Consider the following 16,483-nt stretch of genomic DNA (forward strand, 5'->3'; position numbering starts at 1 on the left):
ATGGAAAAATGCTGAACGTAGCGCTCGAGACTTCAAGCGGCACCCCGCTCCAGACCTTCAAAGCCGCTTTCAAGTCCGTCGCTGCGTTCTATGGCCGGCCGAGCTCCGATACGGTTCTCTTCTCCGGCCTGCCGGACGAGATCACCGAATCGCTCGAGCTCGATGACGTAGAGCAGATGGCCGAGCGCATCGGCCTCCAGGTCATCAGGCATCAGGAACGCGACTGCCGCCTGGGCAATTTCGATTGCCCGGCCATCGTTTGCTTTGTCGATGGCGGCGTTCTTCCGCTGCTCGAAGTGGCGGAGGACGGCTCGTATCTGACCGATATCGTTCCGATTGCCGGAACACCGATCAAGTTGGCGCCTGAGCAACTCGTGGCGCTGAATCCCGCGATGGCCTTTGCCTTCACGCTCTATTATCAGAACGCTTCCGAAGAAGCGCTGGTCGGCAATGCGGTGGAGATCGAAAAGCGCCATTGGCTGGCGACGACGCTGATGCCGTACTGGCGCACCTATGTCCGCGTCATGGTGGCAGCGCTCTTCATCAACCTGATTGCGCTCGGCTCGCCGCTTTTTACGATGAACGTCTATGACCGCGTGCTGCCGAACAAGGCGGTGGCGACGCTGTGGGTTCTCGCAGCAGGCATCTCGCTTGCCTACATCTTCGATTTTCTGTTGAAGACGGCTCGCTCGTCGCTGATCGATTACGCTGGCCGGAAGGCCGATCTCAGGCTCTCGCAGCTGATTTTCGACAAGGTGTTGAACTCGACGCTGGAATCGCGACCGCTCTCGACCGGCGAATATGCCAACCGTGTCACGCAGTATGAATTCGTCCGCGAGTTCTTCACGTCGAACACCATCGGCGTGCTGATCGACAGCCTCTTCGTCTTCATCTTCTTAGCCGTCATTTACCTGATTGCCGGCTGGCTGGTCGTCATCCCTGCCGTCGCCTTCGTCCTGTCGGTGGCGATCGGCCTTTGGGCGCAGGCGCAGATCGGCAAGCGTATGGCGACGGCCGCAAACGAAGCGTCCCGCCGGCAGTCGCTGCTCGTCGAGACCATCTCCACCATCGAAACGCTGAAGAGTCTGCGCGCCGAAGCAACGATGCTGCGCCGCTGGCAGGAACTCACCAAATATTCGAGCCGCACGAGCGAAGACATCAAGCATATCTCCACCAACGCCATCAACCTGACGACGTTCATCCAGCAGATGGTGAGCGTGCTGATCGTGATTGCCGGCACCTATGAGTTCTCCGAGGGTCGCATTGCCATGGGTGCGATCGTTGCGACCGTGATGCTCGCGGGCCGCGCCGGTGCGCCGCTCGGCCAGATCGCCATGACGCTGGCGCGGTTCCGTCAGGCGACCATGTCGCTGCGCATCCTCGACAAGATCATGGAGCAGCCGGACGACCGGCCTTCTACCGTCGGTTTCGTCAATCGCCAGATCAAGCGGGGCGGCTTCAGCTTCCAGAACGTCTCGTTCCAGTATCCGGGTTCGGACTATCCGGTTATCAACGGCCTGTCCGTCAATGTGGGGCCGGGCGAGAAGATAGGTATCATCGGCCGCATCGGCTCGGGCAAAACGACGCTCGGCCGCCTGCTCGACGGCCTTTTCTGTCCGTCGTCGGGCCGCGTTCTAATCGATGGCGTCGATATCCGGCAATACCATATGGCGGAAGTGCGAGCCGCCGTCGCCGTGGCGGGCCAGTCCTCCGATCTGTTTTCGGGCACTGTGAAGGAAAACCTCCTGATCGGCCGCGCCGATGCGACGGACGAAGAAATCCTCGAGGTCGCCACCATGACCGGCGTCGATGAGTTCGTCTCCAACCACCCGCGCGGCTTCGACATGCCGGTCGGCGAACGCGGCACCAATCTGTCGAGCGGCCAGAAGCAAGCGCTGACGATCGCTCGTCTGCTTTTGACCAAGCCGAAGATCGTCTTCCTGGACGAGCCCTCTGGCGCGATGGACCTCGCCACCGAGCGTCATCTGATCTCCAAGCTGTCCGGCGCTTTCGGTCGCGATACCACGCTTCTGATCGCCACGCACCGCCACAGCATGCTGGAGCTCGTCGACCGCCTGATCGTCATCGACAAGGGCCGTATTGTTGCCGATGGCCCGAAGCAGGCCGTGATCGAGGCCATGCGCAGACCGGCGGGTCAGCAATGAACGCAAACCGTCTCGACCACCCCCCGCTTTTTGCCCGCGCCATCCTGGCGCTCTGTGCGCTTTTGATTGCAAGCTTCATCGGCTGGGCGGCGATTGCCAGCGTCGATGAGATCGCCCGTGGCGAAGGCAAGGTCATTCCCGTTTCGAAAACCCAGATCATCCAGTCGTCCGAACCTGGTGTCGTCCAGCAGATTGCCGTGACGCTCGGCCAGGTGGTCCGCAAGGGCCAGCTTCTGGTTCAGCTCGACAATACGACGACGGCATCGACGCTTGGCGAATCCGTTGCCAAGGCACGCGCGCTGGGCGCCAAGGTTGCAAGGCTGAAGCTGGAGGAGGCGGGCCAGTACGAGATGCCCTATGTCTGCCCGCAAGACATTCTTGCTGTCGCCAAGGATGTCTGCAGCAACGAAGCGAGCCTCTTTGCCGCCGACCGCGCGAGCTACGAAAACAAGCTAGGCGTCCTCAAGGAGCGGGTGAGGCAGCGCGAAAACGAACTCAACGAGGCGCATGCCAATATCGCCCGTCTTCGGGACAACATCGCCGGAGCGCAGCGCCAGTACGACCTGATCAAGCCGCTCAGCGACAAGAAGCTTGTGGCCCAGACCGAAATGCTGAAGGTCGAACGCGACCTGACGGACCAGCAGGGCCAGCTCAAGGTCTATCAGGAAAGCATCGATCGCCTGGAGGCCGCCGTGCAGGAGGCGACGCTGCAGCTCGGCGATCTGGCGCTTGAACTGCGCCAGCAGGCTTTGACGGAAAACGCGACGACGCTTGCCGAACTATCTGTCGTCGACGAGACGATCCGCGGCGCCTCCGACCGTGTCAAGCGCACTGATATCCGCTCGCCGGTCGATGGCATCGTCAACACGCTTGAAGTCAATACGATCGGCGCCTATGTCGATCCAGGCCGCGTCATCGCCGGCATCGTGCCGACGGCCGATACGCTGCTCATCGAAGCGAAGATCTCCCCGCGCGACGTCGCTTTCGTGCGCCGCGGCCAGTCGGCGATCGTCAAGGTCACGGCTTACGACTTCTCGATCTTCGGCGGGCTCGAAGGCGTGGTGGAAAACATCTCGGCCGACAGCCTGGTCGAAAAGGAAAAAGGCGAGACCTATTACCTGGTTCAGGTAAAGACGGACAAATCGGAGCTGGAGCGTGACGGCAAACTCTATCCGATCATTCCCGGCATGGTGGCCTCGGTCGAAATCATGACAGGCAACAAGACGGTCCTCAGCTACCTGCTGAAGCCGATCAACAAGGCGCGTTCCGAAGCGCTGACGGAGCGGTGAGATGCTGATAGCCAAGCCCCGCTCGACCGATTTGGCCAACGCCGCACCCACCGAGGAGCCCCTGCCGGTCATAGGCGCGGAGGAAATCGAGCCGCGCTTCCGTGCGGTCGTCGGTCGGGGCGGCGAACGCCGCGGCATCCGCCTGGAGCGCATCTATTGGGATGGGCTTGGCCGTATGTCCTCCGCCGGCAAGATGACGACGTCCGATCTGGTGCACTATACGGCCTCGCAGATGCCGGAATCGGGCAACCTTGCCTCGCTCCTGCGCGTTCTCAGCCTGAAATGGGCATTGCGCCGACTGGACGCCGTTGAGGACGTCGCCTCGATGGCGAACCTCAATGCCGTCATCCAGGCTTCGCCGTCGCCGACGATCCTGCTCACCCAGGACAAGAAGATCCATCTCTTCAACGATCCGTTTCTCTCGATGCTGCGCCAGCGTCTGCCTCTGGGCGATACGGCGCAGTTGACCAGGAGCCTGCGCTTTTCCATCGATACTCAGATCGAGCAGGCGATCACGACGCTGAACCTGAACCGCGGCAAGACGCTGAACACCGGCTTCAGCATCGGTGTCGGCACGCAGTCGATGCGCGGCCAGGTCAACCTGGCGCTGGCGCCGACACACGAAAAATCGATGTTGATCGGCTATATTTCCCGCTACTGAGCGATGTGTGAAACAAAAAAAGCGGCCGGATCATGCGACTGCTTTGAACGTCATGCGTTTTGGCCTGTCTCAGTGTGCCGCTCCTTCGCCCGGTGCGACCTTTTCCAGCGGCATGCGGGAGGCAACCTGCTTGTTGCCGGCCCGCAGCCCGTGCAGATACCCCTTGCCGCCGGTGATGGAAAAAAGCGGCTGGTAGTCGGGCAGGCGGCTGTCGGGCAACACCTGGTCGCGCATGTTGTCCAGAATGAAGTGGTTGCCATCGACGGCGACCGAAAGCACCGCATGGTAGAAGTGGCGCTTCTGGTCGAAGAGCACGACGATCGACATGTCTTTCATGTCGACGCCCTCGGCGCGAAGTGCTGCCATTTTCAGGATCGCAAAATCTTCGCAATCGCCCTGCTGGCGGGCGAGCGTCTCGGAAGGTGCTGCCCAGTGATCCGCCGCCTGATAGGTGTCCATGTCCCGGCGGTAGCGGATCGCGCGATTGACCGCGACGTTCACCGCATTCAACTTGTCGCGGATCGAAGCTTGCCCGGTCTTGGCTATTGTCGCCTTGATGACGTCGGCCGCATCCGAGCAGCCCTTTGCGTCGCACTTAATGGACCCGCCGCTCGCCATTTCGCCCAGCGAAGGCGCGAAACGCTTGACCGCGGCAAGACGCTTGAACGGAATGGTGACAGAGCCGAAGACCGCGTCGTTCGAAGAGGCGGCCTTGCGCGGTATGTCCGGCTTGACGGAGGCGGTCGTTTCCGCTGTGAACGATGCGCTCTCGACCTGTCGCAATTGCATCACTGTGGTGAGATTAATCGTCCGAACTGCGCTTGAAACGTCGCTGGCGGCAGTTCTGAGGAGGTTGAAGACGCCTTTCATGCTGCCTGCCTGTGCCAGTGTGTAAGCAGTATTGGCTGTCAGCATTGATGTATAGGACGTCGCGCTGGTTTGCATTTCCGGCATTTTTGCCGCCGCCTGTGCGTTGGGAAGCAGCGGTGCGAACGACACGAAAGTAAAAGCTGCAAGTATTTTTGCTTTTGTTTTGCGCTTCATCGGGTTGTTTCTCCCTGTTTGAGAGAAATGTACCGAATAGCTATAAATATGCCGTTTGGAAGCGTAGATAAGCGTAGTATAAATATTCCGCAAAAAGACGCATAAAACTTTAGTTTTCGCGTCAACCAAGTTTGGGGGAAGGGTTTGATTTTCGCCCGCGTCCGATGCAGGAATAGGCGCCGTCAAAAAAGGCCGCAGAAGGCCGGGACGCCGCATTTGGGGGAAGCAGTGACATCGCATTCGAAGCTACGGACCGAACCTTCATATGGTTTACGCGGAAGGCTCGCTGACGCGATTCTGGCAGCCCGCACGCTGCCGCTGCTGGTTCTCCTTGCCGGCGCCGCAGGCTGCCAGTCGGATGCGGACGGCCTGAACACGGTCAAGAATACCGACATCAAGGCGCCATCGAGCAAAGTCGAAGAGACCTTCGGCGAGACCGGTACGGAGATCACGCTGCTGCTGCCGAGAGGTGCGAGCGGCGTTTACGAGGGTGCCGCCCGCGATGTGCGCGACGGCGCAGCGCTCAGCGTCGGCGAGCTCGGCAACGGCCAGGTCTTCATCAAGGTCGTCGATGTTTCGGGCGGCGCAGGTGCCGTGCCTGCCGCCGTCAGCGCCGCCAAGGCGCGCAATTCGTCGTTGCTCATCAGCTATGCTTCGCCCGCCATCACATCTGCAATAGCCGCTATGTCTTCCGATCAGCGCCCGCCATTGGTCAATCTTGGCGATGACGCTCCGGCAGCTGCCGGCAATGTCTACAACTTCGCCTCGGACGAACTCGACAGCGCGCTCGAAGGTATCCGGGCGGCTGCGGCGGGCGGCCACAAGAAGGTGATGGTTTTCGCGCCTAAGGATTTTCCGCCCGCCTCTGAGATGCGGCTCGCGGATGCCATTCGCGCAGGCGGCGGCACCTATGCCGGGACCGCACGTTACGATCTCAGCGATGCGGCCGCCGCCAATGTCGTGCAGCAGTCGAAGGCCGAGCTTCAGCGGGCCGATACGGTCGTCATCCTCGGCAAGAGCGTCATCGTGCCTACGGTCGCCAGTGCGATTAAAGCAAGCGGCCAGGCAAATCTCGTTCTTGTCGGCACCAGCGCCTGGCCGTCCCATGCCTACGCGGACCCGGCCGTCGCCGGCGCCATGATCGCCATGGTCGAACCGGATGATGCCAGCCTGATCGCCGACCGCTACAAGCGCCACCATGGCCGCACGCTATCTTCGGACGCCGCCTACGGCTACGACGCCGTCGCCATCGCCGCCGGCATCATCCGCGTGAAGGGCCCGGCGGGCCTGACTGCCGAGAACCTGACGATGAAGACCGGCTTCCGCGGCGTCACCGGGCTCTTCCGCCTGACCCCGGGCGGCAACGTCGAACGCAAGCTCAGCCTCTTCACGATCACTGGCGGCAAGCTGAACCTTTTGGGTGCTGCGCCGAAGGCATTCTAAGGGGTTTCCACTCTCATCCCTGTGACGAGCCTAGGAATGAAGACTGAAGTGCCGGCTTGCCGCCGGCACCTTCTCCCCGAGGGGAAGGGATATGTTGCAACGTTTCCGATCCCTTCTTCCCAGCTGGGATGAAGGAGGGGTCGAGACCGTTGGCTCGCGCCTTGCTGGTCAGCCCCTTGGCCAATCATCCCTACCAGCTGCCGACGCAAAGAACCCCTCGGGGCTCTCCACTTCCACCAGCCGCCGCTTCTCGATCAGCCAGAAGCGGTTGCCGACGGCGCGCACGAAGCTGCGGTCGTGGGAAACGAGCAGGCAGCTTGCCTGGTGCGCCATCAGCTCGCCTTCCAGCGCTTCCTGCCCGTCGATGTCGAGATGGTTGGTGGGTTCGTCGAGCAGGTAGAAGTTCGGGTTGGAGAGCCGGAGCACCAGCATGCCGAGCCTTGCTTTCTGCCCGCCGGAAAGCTGGCCGGTGGGACGGCCCTGCATTTCGATCGACATGCCGGCGCCGGCCAGCAGTGCGCGCGCCCGCTGATCACCGACGTCGAAGCGGCGGATGATCGTGTCCATCGGCGTGTCGGCATCGGGCAGATCGGCAAGCGCCTGGTCGCCGTAGCCGAGCGCCAGCGAAGGCGTCGCCTTGATGCCGTTTCCGGCCGTATCCGGGTTCGCGATCGCCTTGCGCAGCATAGCGATCAGCCGCGTCTTGCCGGCGCCGTTTTCGCCGAGCAGCACGATCCGGTCTCCCTGGCAGATGAACTGCCTGCCGGTCTTGAAGAGCAGCGTGCCGTCCGGCGTCTCAACCGTCGCATCGTCCAGCGTCACCAGCACCTTGGCATGCGTGCCGCGATTGGCAAGCCGAATCGCACCCGCCGAACGCTCCAGATGCGCGGGTTTCGCCACATCCTCGAGTTTGTCGGCGCGCTGCTTCAGCTGTTTGGTCTTGATGACCAGCAGGTCGCTGCCGGAATTGATGCCGATATTGTTGAGCTTCGCCGCCTGCTTTCGCAGTTGTTCCGCCGTCTTCATGTCGCGCTCGTAGCGGCGCGAATCTGCCGCATCGAGCTCGTCGATCGAAGCCCGCGCCCGGGAATAGGGCAAAGCGAAGATCTGCGATTGCTCCGGCCGCAGGAAGAGCGTGCGGTTCGTCACGGCGTCGAGGAAGGCGCGATCATGGCTGGCCAGGATCACCGGCACGTCGCGGGGGAGCGCATTCAGCCATTCCTCCAGCCGGGCGATCTTGCCGAGATCAAGATGGTTGGTCGGCTCGTCGAGCATCAAGAGGTCGGGTTCGGTCACCCAGATACGGGCAAGCATCGCCAGCCGCTGCCACCCGCCGCTGAGCGCCGAGAGCGAACGCCGGTGCAACTCCTCCGGCACCTCCAGAGATCCCAGCACGACATCGACGCGCCAGCTCTCGGTTTGCGTCTGCTCTGGAGCGAGCGCATCGAGAACGGCGTCGTAGAATGGCATGGCGAACAGAGCCGGCGGCACATTCTGCTCGACATAGCCGACCGTCAGCCCGCGCGCCCGCGTGATGTCGCCTTCGGTCGGCCCCAGCGTGCCGGCGATGCAGCGGAAAAGCGTCGATTTCCCGCGGCCGTTGCCGGCTACGATGCCGATGCGGTCGCCGGCATTGACGACGAGATTGAGCCTGGAAAACAAAGGGCTCGACAAGGTGATGCCGAGATTGCGGATATTGAGGAGGGTCATGATCGTTCTCTGGTCTTGACCGCGCGACCATCCATCGAGGGCTCCTGGCCATCATCGATGCGATGCGTCAGCGGTGGATCGAAATCGCAGGCGCTCAAGCGATAAAGCTCGGCGCTGCAGGCCACAAAGGGCAGACCAGAAGAGAGGTTTTGCGAGAAACGGTCTCTGGTCAGCCCTGCAAACGCATTTGCAGGGCGTTGACGGGGCCGCGCTGCCGGTTGAACCGGAAATAGTAATTATGCACGCGACCCTCCTTTCTCTTTAGAGTGCACGCATGAAATATCATCACCTATGCAGGAATGCAACCAAAGCGCTCGCATCAGGCCCTTGCCCCTTGTGGGCGAACTTGCGCAAGACGGGCTGGCTGTTATAAGCGGCTTGACCGGGAAATTCTTAATTTAGGAGAGACGACCATGGCGGGCGATGCCGACGAATACGTCTATGACGAAGTGACGGGCGAATGGCGTCCGGCTTCGGAATTGGCTGCCGCCGCGCAGGCGGCCGTCGAGGTCAGCGACGCTGCCGGAAATGTCCTCAAAGACGGCGATTCCGTCACCCTCATCAAGGATCTGAAGGTCAAGGGTGCCAATCAGACCCTGAAACAGGGCACGGTCATAAGGTCGATCCGGCTGACGGACAACCCGGATGAGATCGACTGCCGCCACGACACCATCAAGGGCCTTGTCCTGCGCACGGAATTCGTCCGCAAGCGTTGAGGATACAAATTTCGCCGAGCCAGGCATTCTAAGCCCCTTGGCATCCCATCTGCCGGCAGGGCACAGGGAGGTGAGCTTCCGAATGGCCTCACCCTTCGGGCTTGCCTCCGCGACCTACCGCTTCAAACTTCCGAGAATGCCGCGCACCAGCGCCCGGCCGACCTGCGTCGCAACTGTCCGCGCCACGCTTTTCATGGCTGCCTCGACGACCGTCTCTCGCTGATAGCCGGACGAACGCCCGCGCGATTGGCCGCGGTTCGGCTTTTCGTCGTCGCTGCCGCCGAAACCGGGCAGCGTCCAGCCAGAGGTCGTGCCGGCACTCGTCTGCTGCGCTTCGGCCTCTTCCTGCGCCCGCTTGGCGGCTTCCGCTTCGGCAGCCTTCTTCGCGCGGGCTGTGAGCATTTCGAAGGCAGAGTCGCGGTCGACATCTTCGTCATAGATCCCAAGTACCGGGCTCCGGTCCATGATCTGACGGCGTTCCGCTTCCGTGACCGGGCCGACGCGGCCGGATGGCGGACGGATCAGCGTGCGCTCGACGATCGATGGCGCGCCCTTGGTCTCCAGCGTCGAAACCAGCGCCTCGCCGGTGCCGAGATTGGTGATCACGGTGGCGCAATCGAAGGCCGGGTTGGGGCGGAAGGTATCGGCGGCTGTCCTGACCGCCTTTTGCTCGCGTGGCGAATAGGCGCGAAGCGCATGCTGCACGCGGTTGCCGAGCTGGGCGAGGACCGTTTCCGGCACGTCGAGCGGGTTTTGGGTGACGAAATAGACGCCGACGCCCTTAGAGCGGATCAGCCGCACGACCTGCTCGACGCGTTCGGTCAAGACACGCGGCGCGTCGTTGAAGAGCAGATGCGCCTCGTCGAAAAAGAAGACGAGCTTCGGCTTGTCCGGATCGCCGACTTCGGGCAACTCTTCGAAGAGCTCGGAAAGCAGCCAGAGAAGGAAGGTGGCGTAGAGCCTGGGGTTCATCATCAGCTTGTCTGCCGCAAGCACCGAAATCTGACCATAACCGTTGTTGCTGGTGCGCATGATGTCGGTAATCTTCAGCGCCGGTTCACCGAAGAAATGCTCGGCCCCCTGCTGTTCGAGTACGAGCAGCGCACGCTGGATCGAGCCGATCGACGCCTTGGAGATCAGGCCGAACTGGCTGGAAAGCTCGCTCGCATTCTCGCCCATGTAGTTCAGCAGCGAGGAGAAATCCTTGAGGTCGAGCAGCGGCAGGCCCGCCTGGTCGGCGATCTTGAAGGCGATATTGATGACGCCCTCCTGTGGCTCGGAGGCATCCATGAGGCGGGCAAGAAGGAGCGGCCCCATTTCCGCGATCGTGGTGCGGACCCGGTGGCCCTTCTCGCCGAAGAGGTCCCAGAAGATCACCGGGAACTGGTCGAATTCGTAATCGGCAAAGCCGATCTGCTCGGCCCGCTTGGTGAGGAATTCCTTCGCATCGCCCTTGGCGGCAATGCCAGAAAGATCGCCCTTGATGTCGGCGGCAAAGACCGGGACGCCAGCCTTGGAAAAACCTTCCGCCAGCACCTGCAGCGTTACGGTCTTGCCGGTACCGGTCGCGCCCGTCACCAGGCCATGGCGGTTGCCGAATTTCAGGTCGAGATATTCCGGCTTGTTGATGCTGTCGTCCGTATTGCGGCTGGCGCCGATGAAAATCTTGCCTTCCTCGAGCATGAAGCAGTTCTCCCTTCGGCCGATGCCGCCGCTTGCGTTTGAAATGCGGAGATCGCAATAGGCCGCATTCATCTTACTATCGTCCACCTGTTATAAGCAGGGACCGGGATGCCGACAACTGTTTGCATTGAAAGCAATTCCGGGGAAAATGACGGCTCTCGGCGACGCGGCTTGAGTTGCGGACGAAACTCGAATAACGTTGACGTCAACGTCAAATAACAGGAGGCTGACGATGAATGAAGTTGTGACCCAGATTGCCGATCGCGTGGGCATTGCGCCCGATCTGGCGGAGAAGGCGCTGGGCATGATGCTCGGTTTCCTGCAGCGTGAAGGGGATGATGCAGCTGTCGCCAAGATGATAGAAGCCATTCCCGGCGGCGCCGATCTCGTCGCCCAGTATAACGGCGAAGGTGCCGGTGGCGGCGGTCTGCTCGGCGGTTTGATGGGCGCGCTCGGCGGCGGCGGAATCATGGGCCTCGGCCAGCAGCTCATGAGCCAGGGCCTCGGCATGGGCGAAATCACCTCGCTCGCCAAGGAAACCATCGCCATTGCCAAGCAATATGCCGGCGAAGAAGTCGTCGACGAGGTCGTCGCCTCGGTCCCGGGCTTGAGCCAGTTCGTTTGATCCGGCATTCATGCCGAAACGGAAGGAGCCTCGCTTCCATGTGAAGCGGGGTTTTTATTTGTGCTTCGCATGCACCACGTCCAGCGCATGCCATTGCCGCCGGTCGCGTTCGATGAGGCCCTCGGCGCAGGCAGGCCCCATGCTGCCAGGGGCGTAGGCTTCCGGCTCGCCGCCCTTCGCCCATAGGTCGAGGAAAGGCTGCACCGCCGCCCAGCCGGCTTCGATGCCGTCGGCCCGCTGGAACAGCGTCTGGTCGCCGATCAGGAGGTCGTATATCAGGGATTCGTAGCCGGTCATCTTACCGATGTCGAACTGGTCGGCATAGCGGAAGTCGAGCGAAACCGGCACGGTATCGACCGAAAGCCCTGGCGATTTGATTGATATCTCCAGGCTCATGCCTTCGTCCGGCTGCACTTGTATGACCAACCTGTTCGGCGGCAGCCGGCGCGTGACGTCTGTCTCGCGGAACTGCGCGAAAGGCACGGGCTGGAATTCGACAACGATTTCCGTGTCGCGCAGTGTCATCGCCTTGCCGGTCCGCAGGTAGAAGGGCACGCCCGCCCAGCGCCAAGTATCGGCATAAAGCTTCAGCGCCACGAAGGTCTCGGTCTTGCTGCCGGGCGCCACTTGCGGCGTCTGGTGATAGGCGGGGATTTCCACCCCGTTCAGGGTCCCGCCGGAATAGACACCGCGAACGCCGTGTGTTGCCGCCTCCTCGGGCGTAAAGACCCGCAGTGCCTTCAGCACCTTGCTCTTCTCGTTGCGGATCGCTTCGGCGTCGAAGCTGTTCGGCGGCTCCATGGCGATCATGGCGAGGAGCTGGAACAAATGGTTCGGCACCATGTCGCGCAGCGCGCCCGTCGCGTCGTAAAAGGCGCCGCGACTGCCGACATCGACAGTTTCGGCCGCGGTGATCTGCACATGGTCGATATAGCGGCTGTTCCACAGCGATTCGATCATCATGTTCGCAAAGCGCGCCGTCAGCAGGTTCTGGACGGTCTCCTTGCCGAGGAAATGGTCGAGCCGATAGATCTGGCCCTCGCCGACCTTGTTCAGGATCTGCGCGTTCAGCGCACGGGCCGAGGCGAGGTCGGTTCCAAAGGGCTTTTCGATGGCGATGCGACGGAAGCTATTTTCACTCTCTGCGGCAAGTCCGTGAGCGGCGAGCTTCTCCACGATACCGCCGAAGAAGCGGGGCGGCACGGCGAGATAGAAGGCCGCATTGCCGCCCGGCGCCGACGAGAGCCGTTTGGCGATCTCCAGATAGATATCGTCGCCGGTGAAATCGCCGGAAATATAGCTGATCCGCTGCCGCAACCGTGCCCAGGCCGGATCCTTGACGAGCGGTTCGCCGTCGCCGAGGCCGGCCAGGAAATCGTCTAGCCGTTTGAGCAGCATCTCGTCGCCGCCGGGCTCGATGCCGATGCCAAGTATGTCGAGATCGTCGCCGACCATGGCGCCGCGGGTGAGATTGATGATCGCCGGAACGAGAAGCCGCCGGGTAAGGTCGCCGGTCGCCCCGAAGATGACCAGAGTGGTGGGCGGCGATGGCTTGGCGTCTGGCATAGGGATTGCTCTCCGTGATTGTCAGCGCCGGAATATAAGGCCGCCGGGCGCTACCGCAAGCATGGCCTGTTGTCACCAGGTCTGCTTCTCCTCCCCCATCAAGTCATTGGGCAACGTTCCAAGCGCTCGATCTCGGGCAAGGCTGCGGCAAGCAAGAGGTTGCCCTCTGCGCTGTCAATTATCCTATGCCTGTCACAGCAATCGAGCGCGCCGAAGTCTTTGGGCGCAGGAGGTTCCCTTCAGGGCAAATGAGTCCTTCACGGCGCGAACGCGCAGTGGCTGGATCTCTGTGACAAGCACAAAGATGAGGGAGAGTGTGGTCGCTGCCTTGCCAAATCATCCCCCGGGCACGGCGCGGCGACTGCGTCGCACTCCATGAAACGTGTCGCGCTTAACCCTTCACCGCCACCATGAAAATCCGCGGGAAGCCGAGCAGCACCCGCCCGTCCGCCATCTTCGGATAGGCCTTCTCGACACGCCCGAGATAATCTGCGAGAAACGCCTCGCGATGCTCTTGGTCGGCAGTCGCAAGGTAGGGCATCAGGCCCGTTGCCTTCACCCATTCGACGATGGCCGCGGCATCCGCCATCGGGTGGTTGTAGATCGTGTGCCAGATATCCAGGCGCTCGGATTTGCCGATCAGGCGGCTGTAATAGGCCGACGGCTGGGAAAGGGGATTGCGGCGCACGCTCTTCTTTTCGAAGGCCGTCTTCCATGGTCCGGCATGGGCGCTTTCCTCCATCAGCAGATGCGTCGGCTCGCCGAGATTGTCGGGCATCTGCACGGCGAGCACGCCGCCCCTGGTAAGCCCGTCCATCAGCCGGTCGAAGATGTCGAGATGGTTGGGCAGCCACTGGAAGACGGCATTGGCAAAGAGCAGGTCGGCAGGCTCATTCGGCTGCCAGGTGGCAAGGTCAGCCTCGGTGAAGGTGGTGTCCGGAAGCCGTTTGCGCGCCGCTTCCAGCATGTTGAGGTCGCTGTCGAGGCCGGACACGCCATCCTTGCCGTAGCGGTCGACGATGAGTTGGGTCGAATTTCCCGGCCCGCAACCGAGATCGATCGCCTTGCTGACCCTTTCCAGCGGCACCTGCGCCAGGAGATCGCGCGCCGGGCGCGTCCGCTCATCCTCGAACTTCACATACTGGCTGGCAGACCAGGCCATGGGCACCTCCTGTTTTTACCCGTGTTCCGATACGGCAATGGCTCAAAGCGCGTCATGCTAGCAGCAATTCTTGGCCGATTGTATGCGGCGTGTTGCAGCTGTCTTCGCATTGCCTGCACGAGCGGGCTGCATTATTGATGTCGTTCCTGGGTTGGGGGTTTCATGAGAGCCGGTTTCGTCTTTGCCGCAGTCTGCCTATCGGTCGGCGCGATGTCCGCAAGGGCCGAGCCGGCCGCTCCGCCGATTTTCCTTGTGGAAGACATGGGCAATGCGCGCGACCAGCATGTATCCAGCCATCTGGAGCGCTTTGCCGTCTACAGCGGTGCCGACCGCGCCCTCGATGAAGACGATATCGCCAGGCTCCGGCAGGTCGATGCCGCACGCCAAAGGGCGGCCGCCGCAATGCCGTTCTTCACCGGCGATCTCGATGCCGACGGGCGCATGACGCTCGACGAGTACAAGGTCGCCAACCTCTATGAAAGCCGCGACGAGGCCGAACTCGGCATGAAAGCGCGCTTTGCGAATTTCGATCGCAACGGCGACGGTATCGTGACGCTCGACGAAGCGCTGAAATCACCGCCGCTGCCTCGCATGCCGTTCGCTGACGGACTGAGCAATACGGAACGCGTCGCCGCCCAACTGGCGCTCGACCCCAACAAGGACGGCAAACTGACGGAGGATGAGTTCAAGACGCTCCTCCTTTCCGTCTTCGCCTTCTACGACAAGAACGGCGACGGCGCTCTTTCGAAAGCCGAAAAGGCAGAGCGCGCCGCAACCGTCAGGCATTTTAGGGAAGAGCAGGAGAAGCGCAAGAAGCCGTAGAGAAAGACGGCTTCTTGCGGCCCGTCAGGCCGTTGCGGCCCCTTTGACAATCGCCGCTACATTCGGGACGACCGTCGCGAAACGGTCGGCGATCTCCGCCAGCGCCGTACGATGTACGGTCTCGGCCGGGATCATGCTGCCGAGCGGATCCGGCAGATCGCGGCTTAAGGCGGCGGATTGCCCGAGCGGTCGCGTGCGGCTGACGACGACCCGTTCGATCGCCGATCTCGTCATCGCGCCGCGGCTCGGCGACGTGCTGCGCGGGCTTGCGGACGTCGAACTCGAAATCGTCACCGATATCCGCGTGCAGAGCCTTGCCCAGCGCGAGGCCGATATTGCCCTTTGGCTGCGGCACCCGAAGAACAGTGATCTCACCGGAAAACGCGTGGCGACGATCGGATACGCTTTCTACGCCTCGAAAGCGGCCGCCGAGACTGTTGCGGAAAGCGGGCCAGCCCGCCTCATCGGATTTGACCTGGATAGTGACGGCGTGGCCGAAGCGCGCTGGCTGGAAACGAAATTCGGCCCGGACGCCTTCGTCTTCCGCTCGAGCAGCAATGTCGTGCCGGCAAATGCCGCGGCCGCCGGGCTCGGAATCGCCATGCTTCCGCGCTTCGTCGCAAAACAAAATCCGGCTCTCTGGTCGAGATCGATTGCGGCGAGGCTATGCCCGATCGCGAACTCTGGATGCTTGCCCCGGCCAATCTGGTCGATATCCCGCGCATCCGCGCGGTATGGGATGGCGTGGCCGAGATATTCGCTGTGTCGAAGGATAGGCTCTAAGCCGATCTTGAGGCAGACGCTGACGGATGCCTCGAGCTCTCCGGGCCACGGTTGGTCATCCACCAGATCTCTCTATCGGAAGGAAACGTGACTGCTGACCAGCCGGCCATTGCGAAGATCATGGATCATGAGGCCTGGAGGATCGGTGACAGGCGGTTCATGTGTGGGATCGAGCAGCAAAGGATTGGCGGGACAGATCGAGCCGCATATGTATGCCGGAATGCCTGCGATCAGGCTCGACATCGGCCGATGGACGTGGCCGCTGCAGATTGCGATGGGGCGCCTTATGCCACTCGATAGCAGGTCGCCCAAGGCATCTGCACCCCTGCACATGACATCATCCAGAGGCGATATTCCCGTGGGGAAAACATGGTGATGCGTGAAGAGCAAGGGCATGCCCGATGGACCGCTCGCCAGCGTCTGCCGCAACCACGGAAGATGTTCCGTAACGTCACCATGGGCATGTCCGTCGACGCAGGTGTCAAGGCCGACGATCAACGCGTCTCCATGGGGTTCGGCAAAATGCATTTTCTCGTCATCGCCCCAATGGCCGGCCTCGGGCATCGCCTCGCGCATGACGGTGCGGTCGTCAACGTTGCCGGGGAGGATCAAGGTGCGGCACGCGAGGCTTTGCAACGCAGCAATGATCTGCCGGTAGCCCTCCCGCCAGCCGCCGTTGACAAGATCCCCGGTCACCACGACGATAGCCGGCTGCATCGCGGCGAGCCAGGAAATTGCCCTCTTAAGGCGGGCAAGGCCGTCATTGCCGGGGCTGGCGTGGATATCGCTGATCTGGGCGATGAGCATGGCGCCA

15 protein-coding genes are annotated in these 16,483 nt (G+C 61.9%); 8 read left to right on the forward strand and 7 right to left on the reverse strand.

Translation table 11 applies throughout. The features are described from left to right. Positions 1–8 precede the first annotated feature (8 nt). The 3 genes from RGR602_RS05470 to RGR602_RS05480 are packed head-to-tail and all read left to right on the forward strand — an operon-like array spanning position 9 to position 4,115. Positions 9–2,165, forward strand: coding sequence for a type I secretion system permease/ATPase (locus RGR602_RS05470; RefSeq protein WP_039844272.1), 2,157 nt, complete (start codon positions 9–11; stop codon positions 2,163–2,165). After that, a complete protein-coding gene (locus tag RGR602_RS05475; RefSeq protein ID WP_039844273.1) occupies positions 2,162–3,454 on the forward strand; it encodes an HlyD family type I secretion periplasmic adaptor subunit in 1,293 nt (430 codons plus the stop codon). Before RGR602_RS05470 ends, RGR602_RS05475 begins: the two co-directional genes overlap by 4 nt. Before the next feature lies 1 nt (position 3,455). Continuing rightward, on the forward strand, positions 3,456–4,115 hold the full coding sequence (locus tag RGR602_RS05480; protein ID WP_039844274.1) for a ribbon-helix-helix domain-containing protein: 660 nt from the start codon (positions 3,456–3,458) through the stop codon (positions 4,113–4,115). Positions 4,116–4,184: 69 nt separating this feature from the next. On the opposite strand, the gene RGR602_RS05485 is transcribed toward RGR602_RS05480, so the two are convergent. Next, on the reverse strand, positions 4,185–5,159 hold the full coding sequence (locus RGR602_RS05485; protein ID WP_039844275.1) for a transglutaminase-like cysteine peptidase: 975 nt from the start codon (positions 5,157–5,159) through the stop codon (positions 4,185–4,187). Positions 5,160–5,387: 228 nt separating this feature from the next. Here RGR602_RS05485 and RGR602_RS05490 point away from each other — a divergent pair, with 228 nt between their 5' ends. Then, a complete protein-coding gene (locus tag RGR602_RS05490; RefSeq protein ID WP_039844276.1) occupies positions 5,388–6,602 on the forward strand; it encodes an ABC transporter substrate-binding protein in 1,215 nt (404 codons plus the stop codon). A gap of 168 nt (positions 6,603–6,770) precedes the next feature. On the opposite strand, the gene RGR602_RS05495 is transcribed toward RGR602_RS05490, so the two are convergent. Then, positions 6,771–8,312, reverse strand: coding sequence for an ABC-F family ATP-binding cassette domain-containing protein (locus RGR602_RS05495; protein ID WP_039844277.1), 1,542 nt, complete (start codon positions 8,310–8,312; stop codon positions 6,771–6,773). 413 nt (positions 8,313–8,725) lie between these two features. On the opposite strand from RGR602_RS05495, the gene RGR602_RS05500 reads away from it, so the two are divergent. Continuing rightward, positions 8,726–9,028, forward strand: coding sequence for an alkylphosphonate utilization protein (locus tag RGR602_RS05500; RefSeq protein WP_039844278.1), 303 nt, complete (start codon positions 8,726–8,728; stop codon positions 9,026–9,028). A gap of 114 nt (positions 9,029–9,142) precedes the next feature. On the opposite strand, the gene RGR602_RS05505 is transcribed toward RGR602_RS05500, so the two are convergent. After that, entirely contained in the window at positions 9,143–10,711 is a 1,569-nt protein-coding gene (locus tag RGR602_RS05505) for a helicase HerA-like C-terminal domain-containing protein (protein ID WP_039846668.1), read from the reverse strand. Between the two features lie 232 nt (positions 10,712–10,943). On the opposite strand from RGR602_RS05505, the gene RGR602_RS05510 reads away from it, so the two are divergent. Then, entirely contained in the window at positions 10,944–11,336 is a 393-nt protein-coding gene (locus tag RGR602_RS05510; RefSeq protein WP_039844279.1) for a hypothetical protein, read from the forward strand. Positions 11,337–11,390: 54 nt separating this feature from the next. Here the strand turns inward: RGR602_RS05510 and zwf are convergent, their stop codons facing one another. Further along, the gene (gene zwf / locus RGR602_RS05515) at positions 11,391–12,902 is read right to left on the reverse strand and encodes a glucose-6-phosphate dehydrogenase (RefSeq protein ID WP_039844280.1); all 1,512 of its coding nucleotides are present in this window, start codon (positions 12,900–12,902) and stop codon (positions 11,391–11,393) included. Positions 12,903–13,293: 391 nt separating this feature from the next. After that, on the reverse strand, positions 13,294–14,064 hold the full coding sequence (gene tam, locus RGR602_RS05520; RefSeq protein ID WP_039844281.1) for a trans-aconitate 2-methyltransferase: 771 nt from the start codon (positions 14,062–14,064) through the stop codon (positions 13,294–13,296). Positions 14,065–14,226: 162 nt separating this feature from the next. On the opposite strand from tam, the gene RGR602_RS36885 reads away from it, so the two are divergent. After that, a complete protein-coding gene (locus RGR602_RS36885; protein WP_039844282.1) occupies positions 14,227–14,886 on the forward strand; it encodes a CREC-EF hand family protein in 660 nt (219 codons plus the stop codon). Between the two features lie 24 nt (positions 14,887–14,910). Here the strand turns inward: RGR602_RS36885 and RGR602_RS37925 are convergent, their stop codons facing one another. Next, entirely contained in the window at positions 14,911–15,120 is a 210-nt protein-coding gene (locus RGR602_RS37925) for a hypothetical protein (RefSeq protein WP_223844034.1), read from the reverse strand. On the opposite strand from RGR602_RS37925, the gene RGR602_RS05530 reads away from it, so the two are divergent. After that, on the forward strand, positions 15,080–15,760 hold the full coding sequence (locus tag RGR602_RS05530) for a LysR substrate-binding domain-containing protein (RefSeq protein ID WP_170251118.1): 681 nt from the start codon (positions 15,080–15,082) through the stop codon (positions 15,758–15,760). The two genes, RGR602_RS37925 and RGR602_RS05530, sit on opposite strands and share 41 nt — an antisense overlap. Here RGR602_RS05530 and RGR602_RS05535 read toward each other — a convergent pair. Then, positions 15,742–16,476, reverse strand: a complete 735-nt coding sequence (locus tag RGR602_RS05535) for a phosphodiesterase (RefSeq protein ID WP_039844283.1) — start codon at positions 16,474–16,476, stop codon at positions 15,742–15,744. The genes RGR602_RS05530 and RGR602_RS05535 overlap by 19 nt on opposite strands. Positions 16,477–16,483 lie beyond the last annotated feature (7 nt).

The sequence above is a fragment of the Rhizobium gallicum bv. gallicum R602sp genome (assembly GCF_000816845.1).
In the GTDB taxonomy this organism is placed as follows: domain Bacteria; phylum Pseudomonadota; class Alphaproteobacteria; order Rhizobiales; family Rhizobiaceae; genus Rhizobium; species Rhizobium gallicum.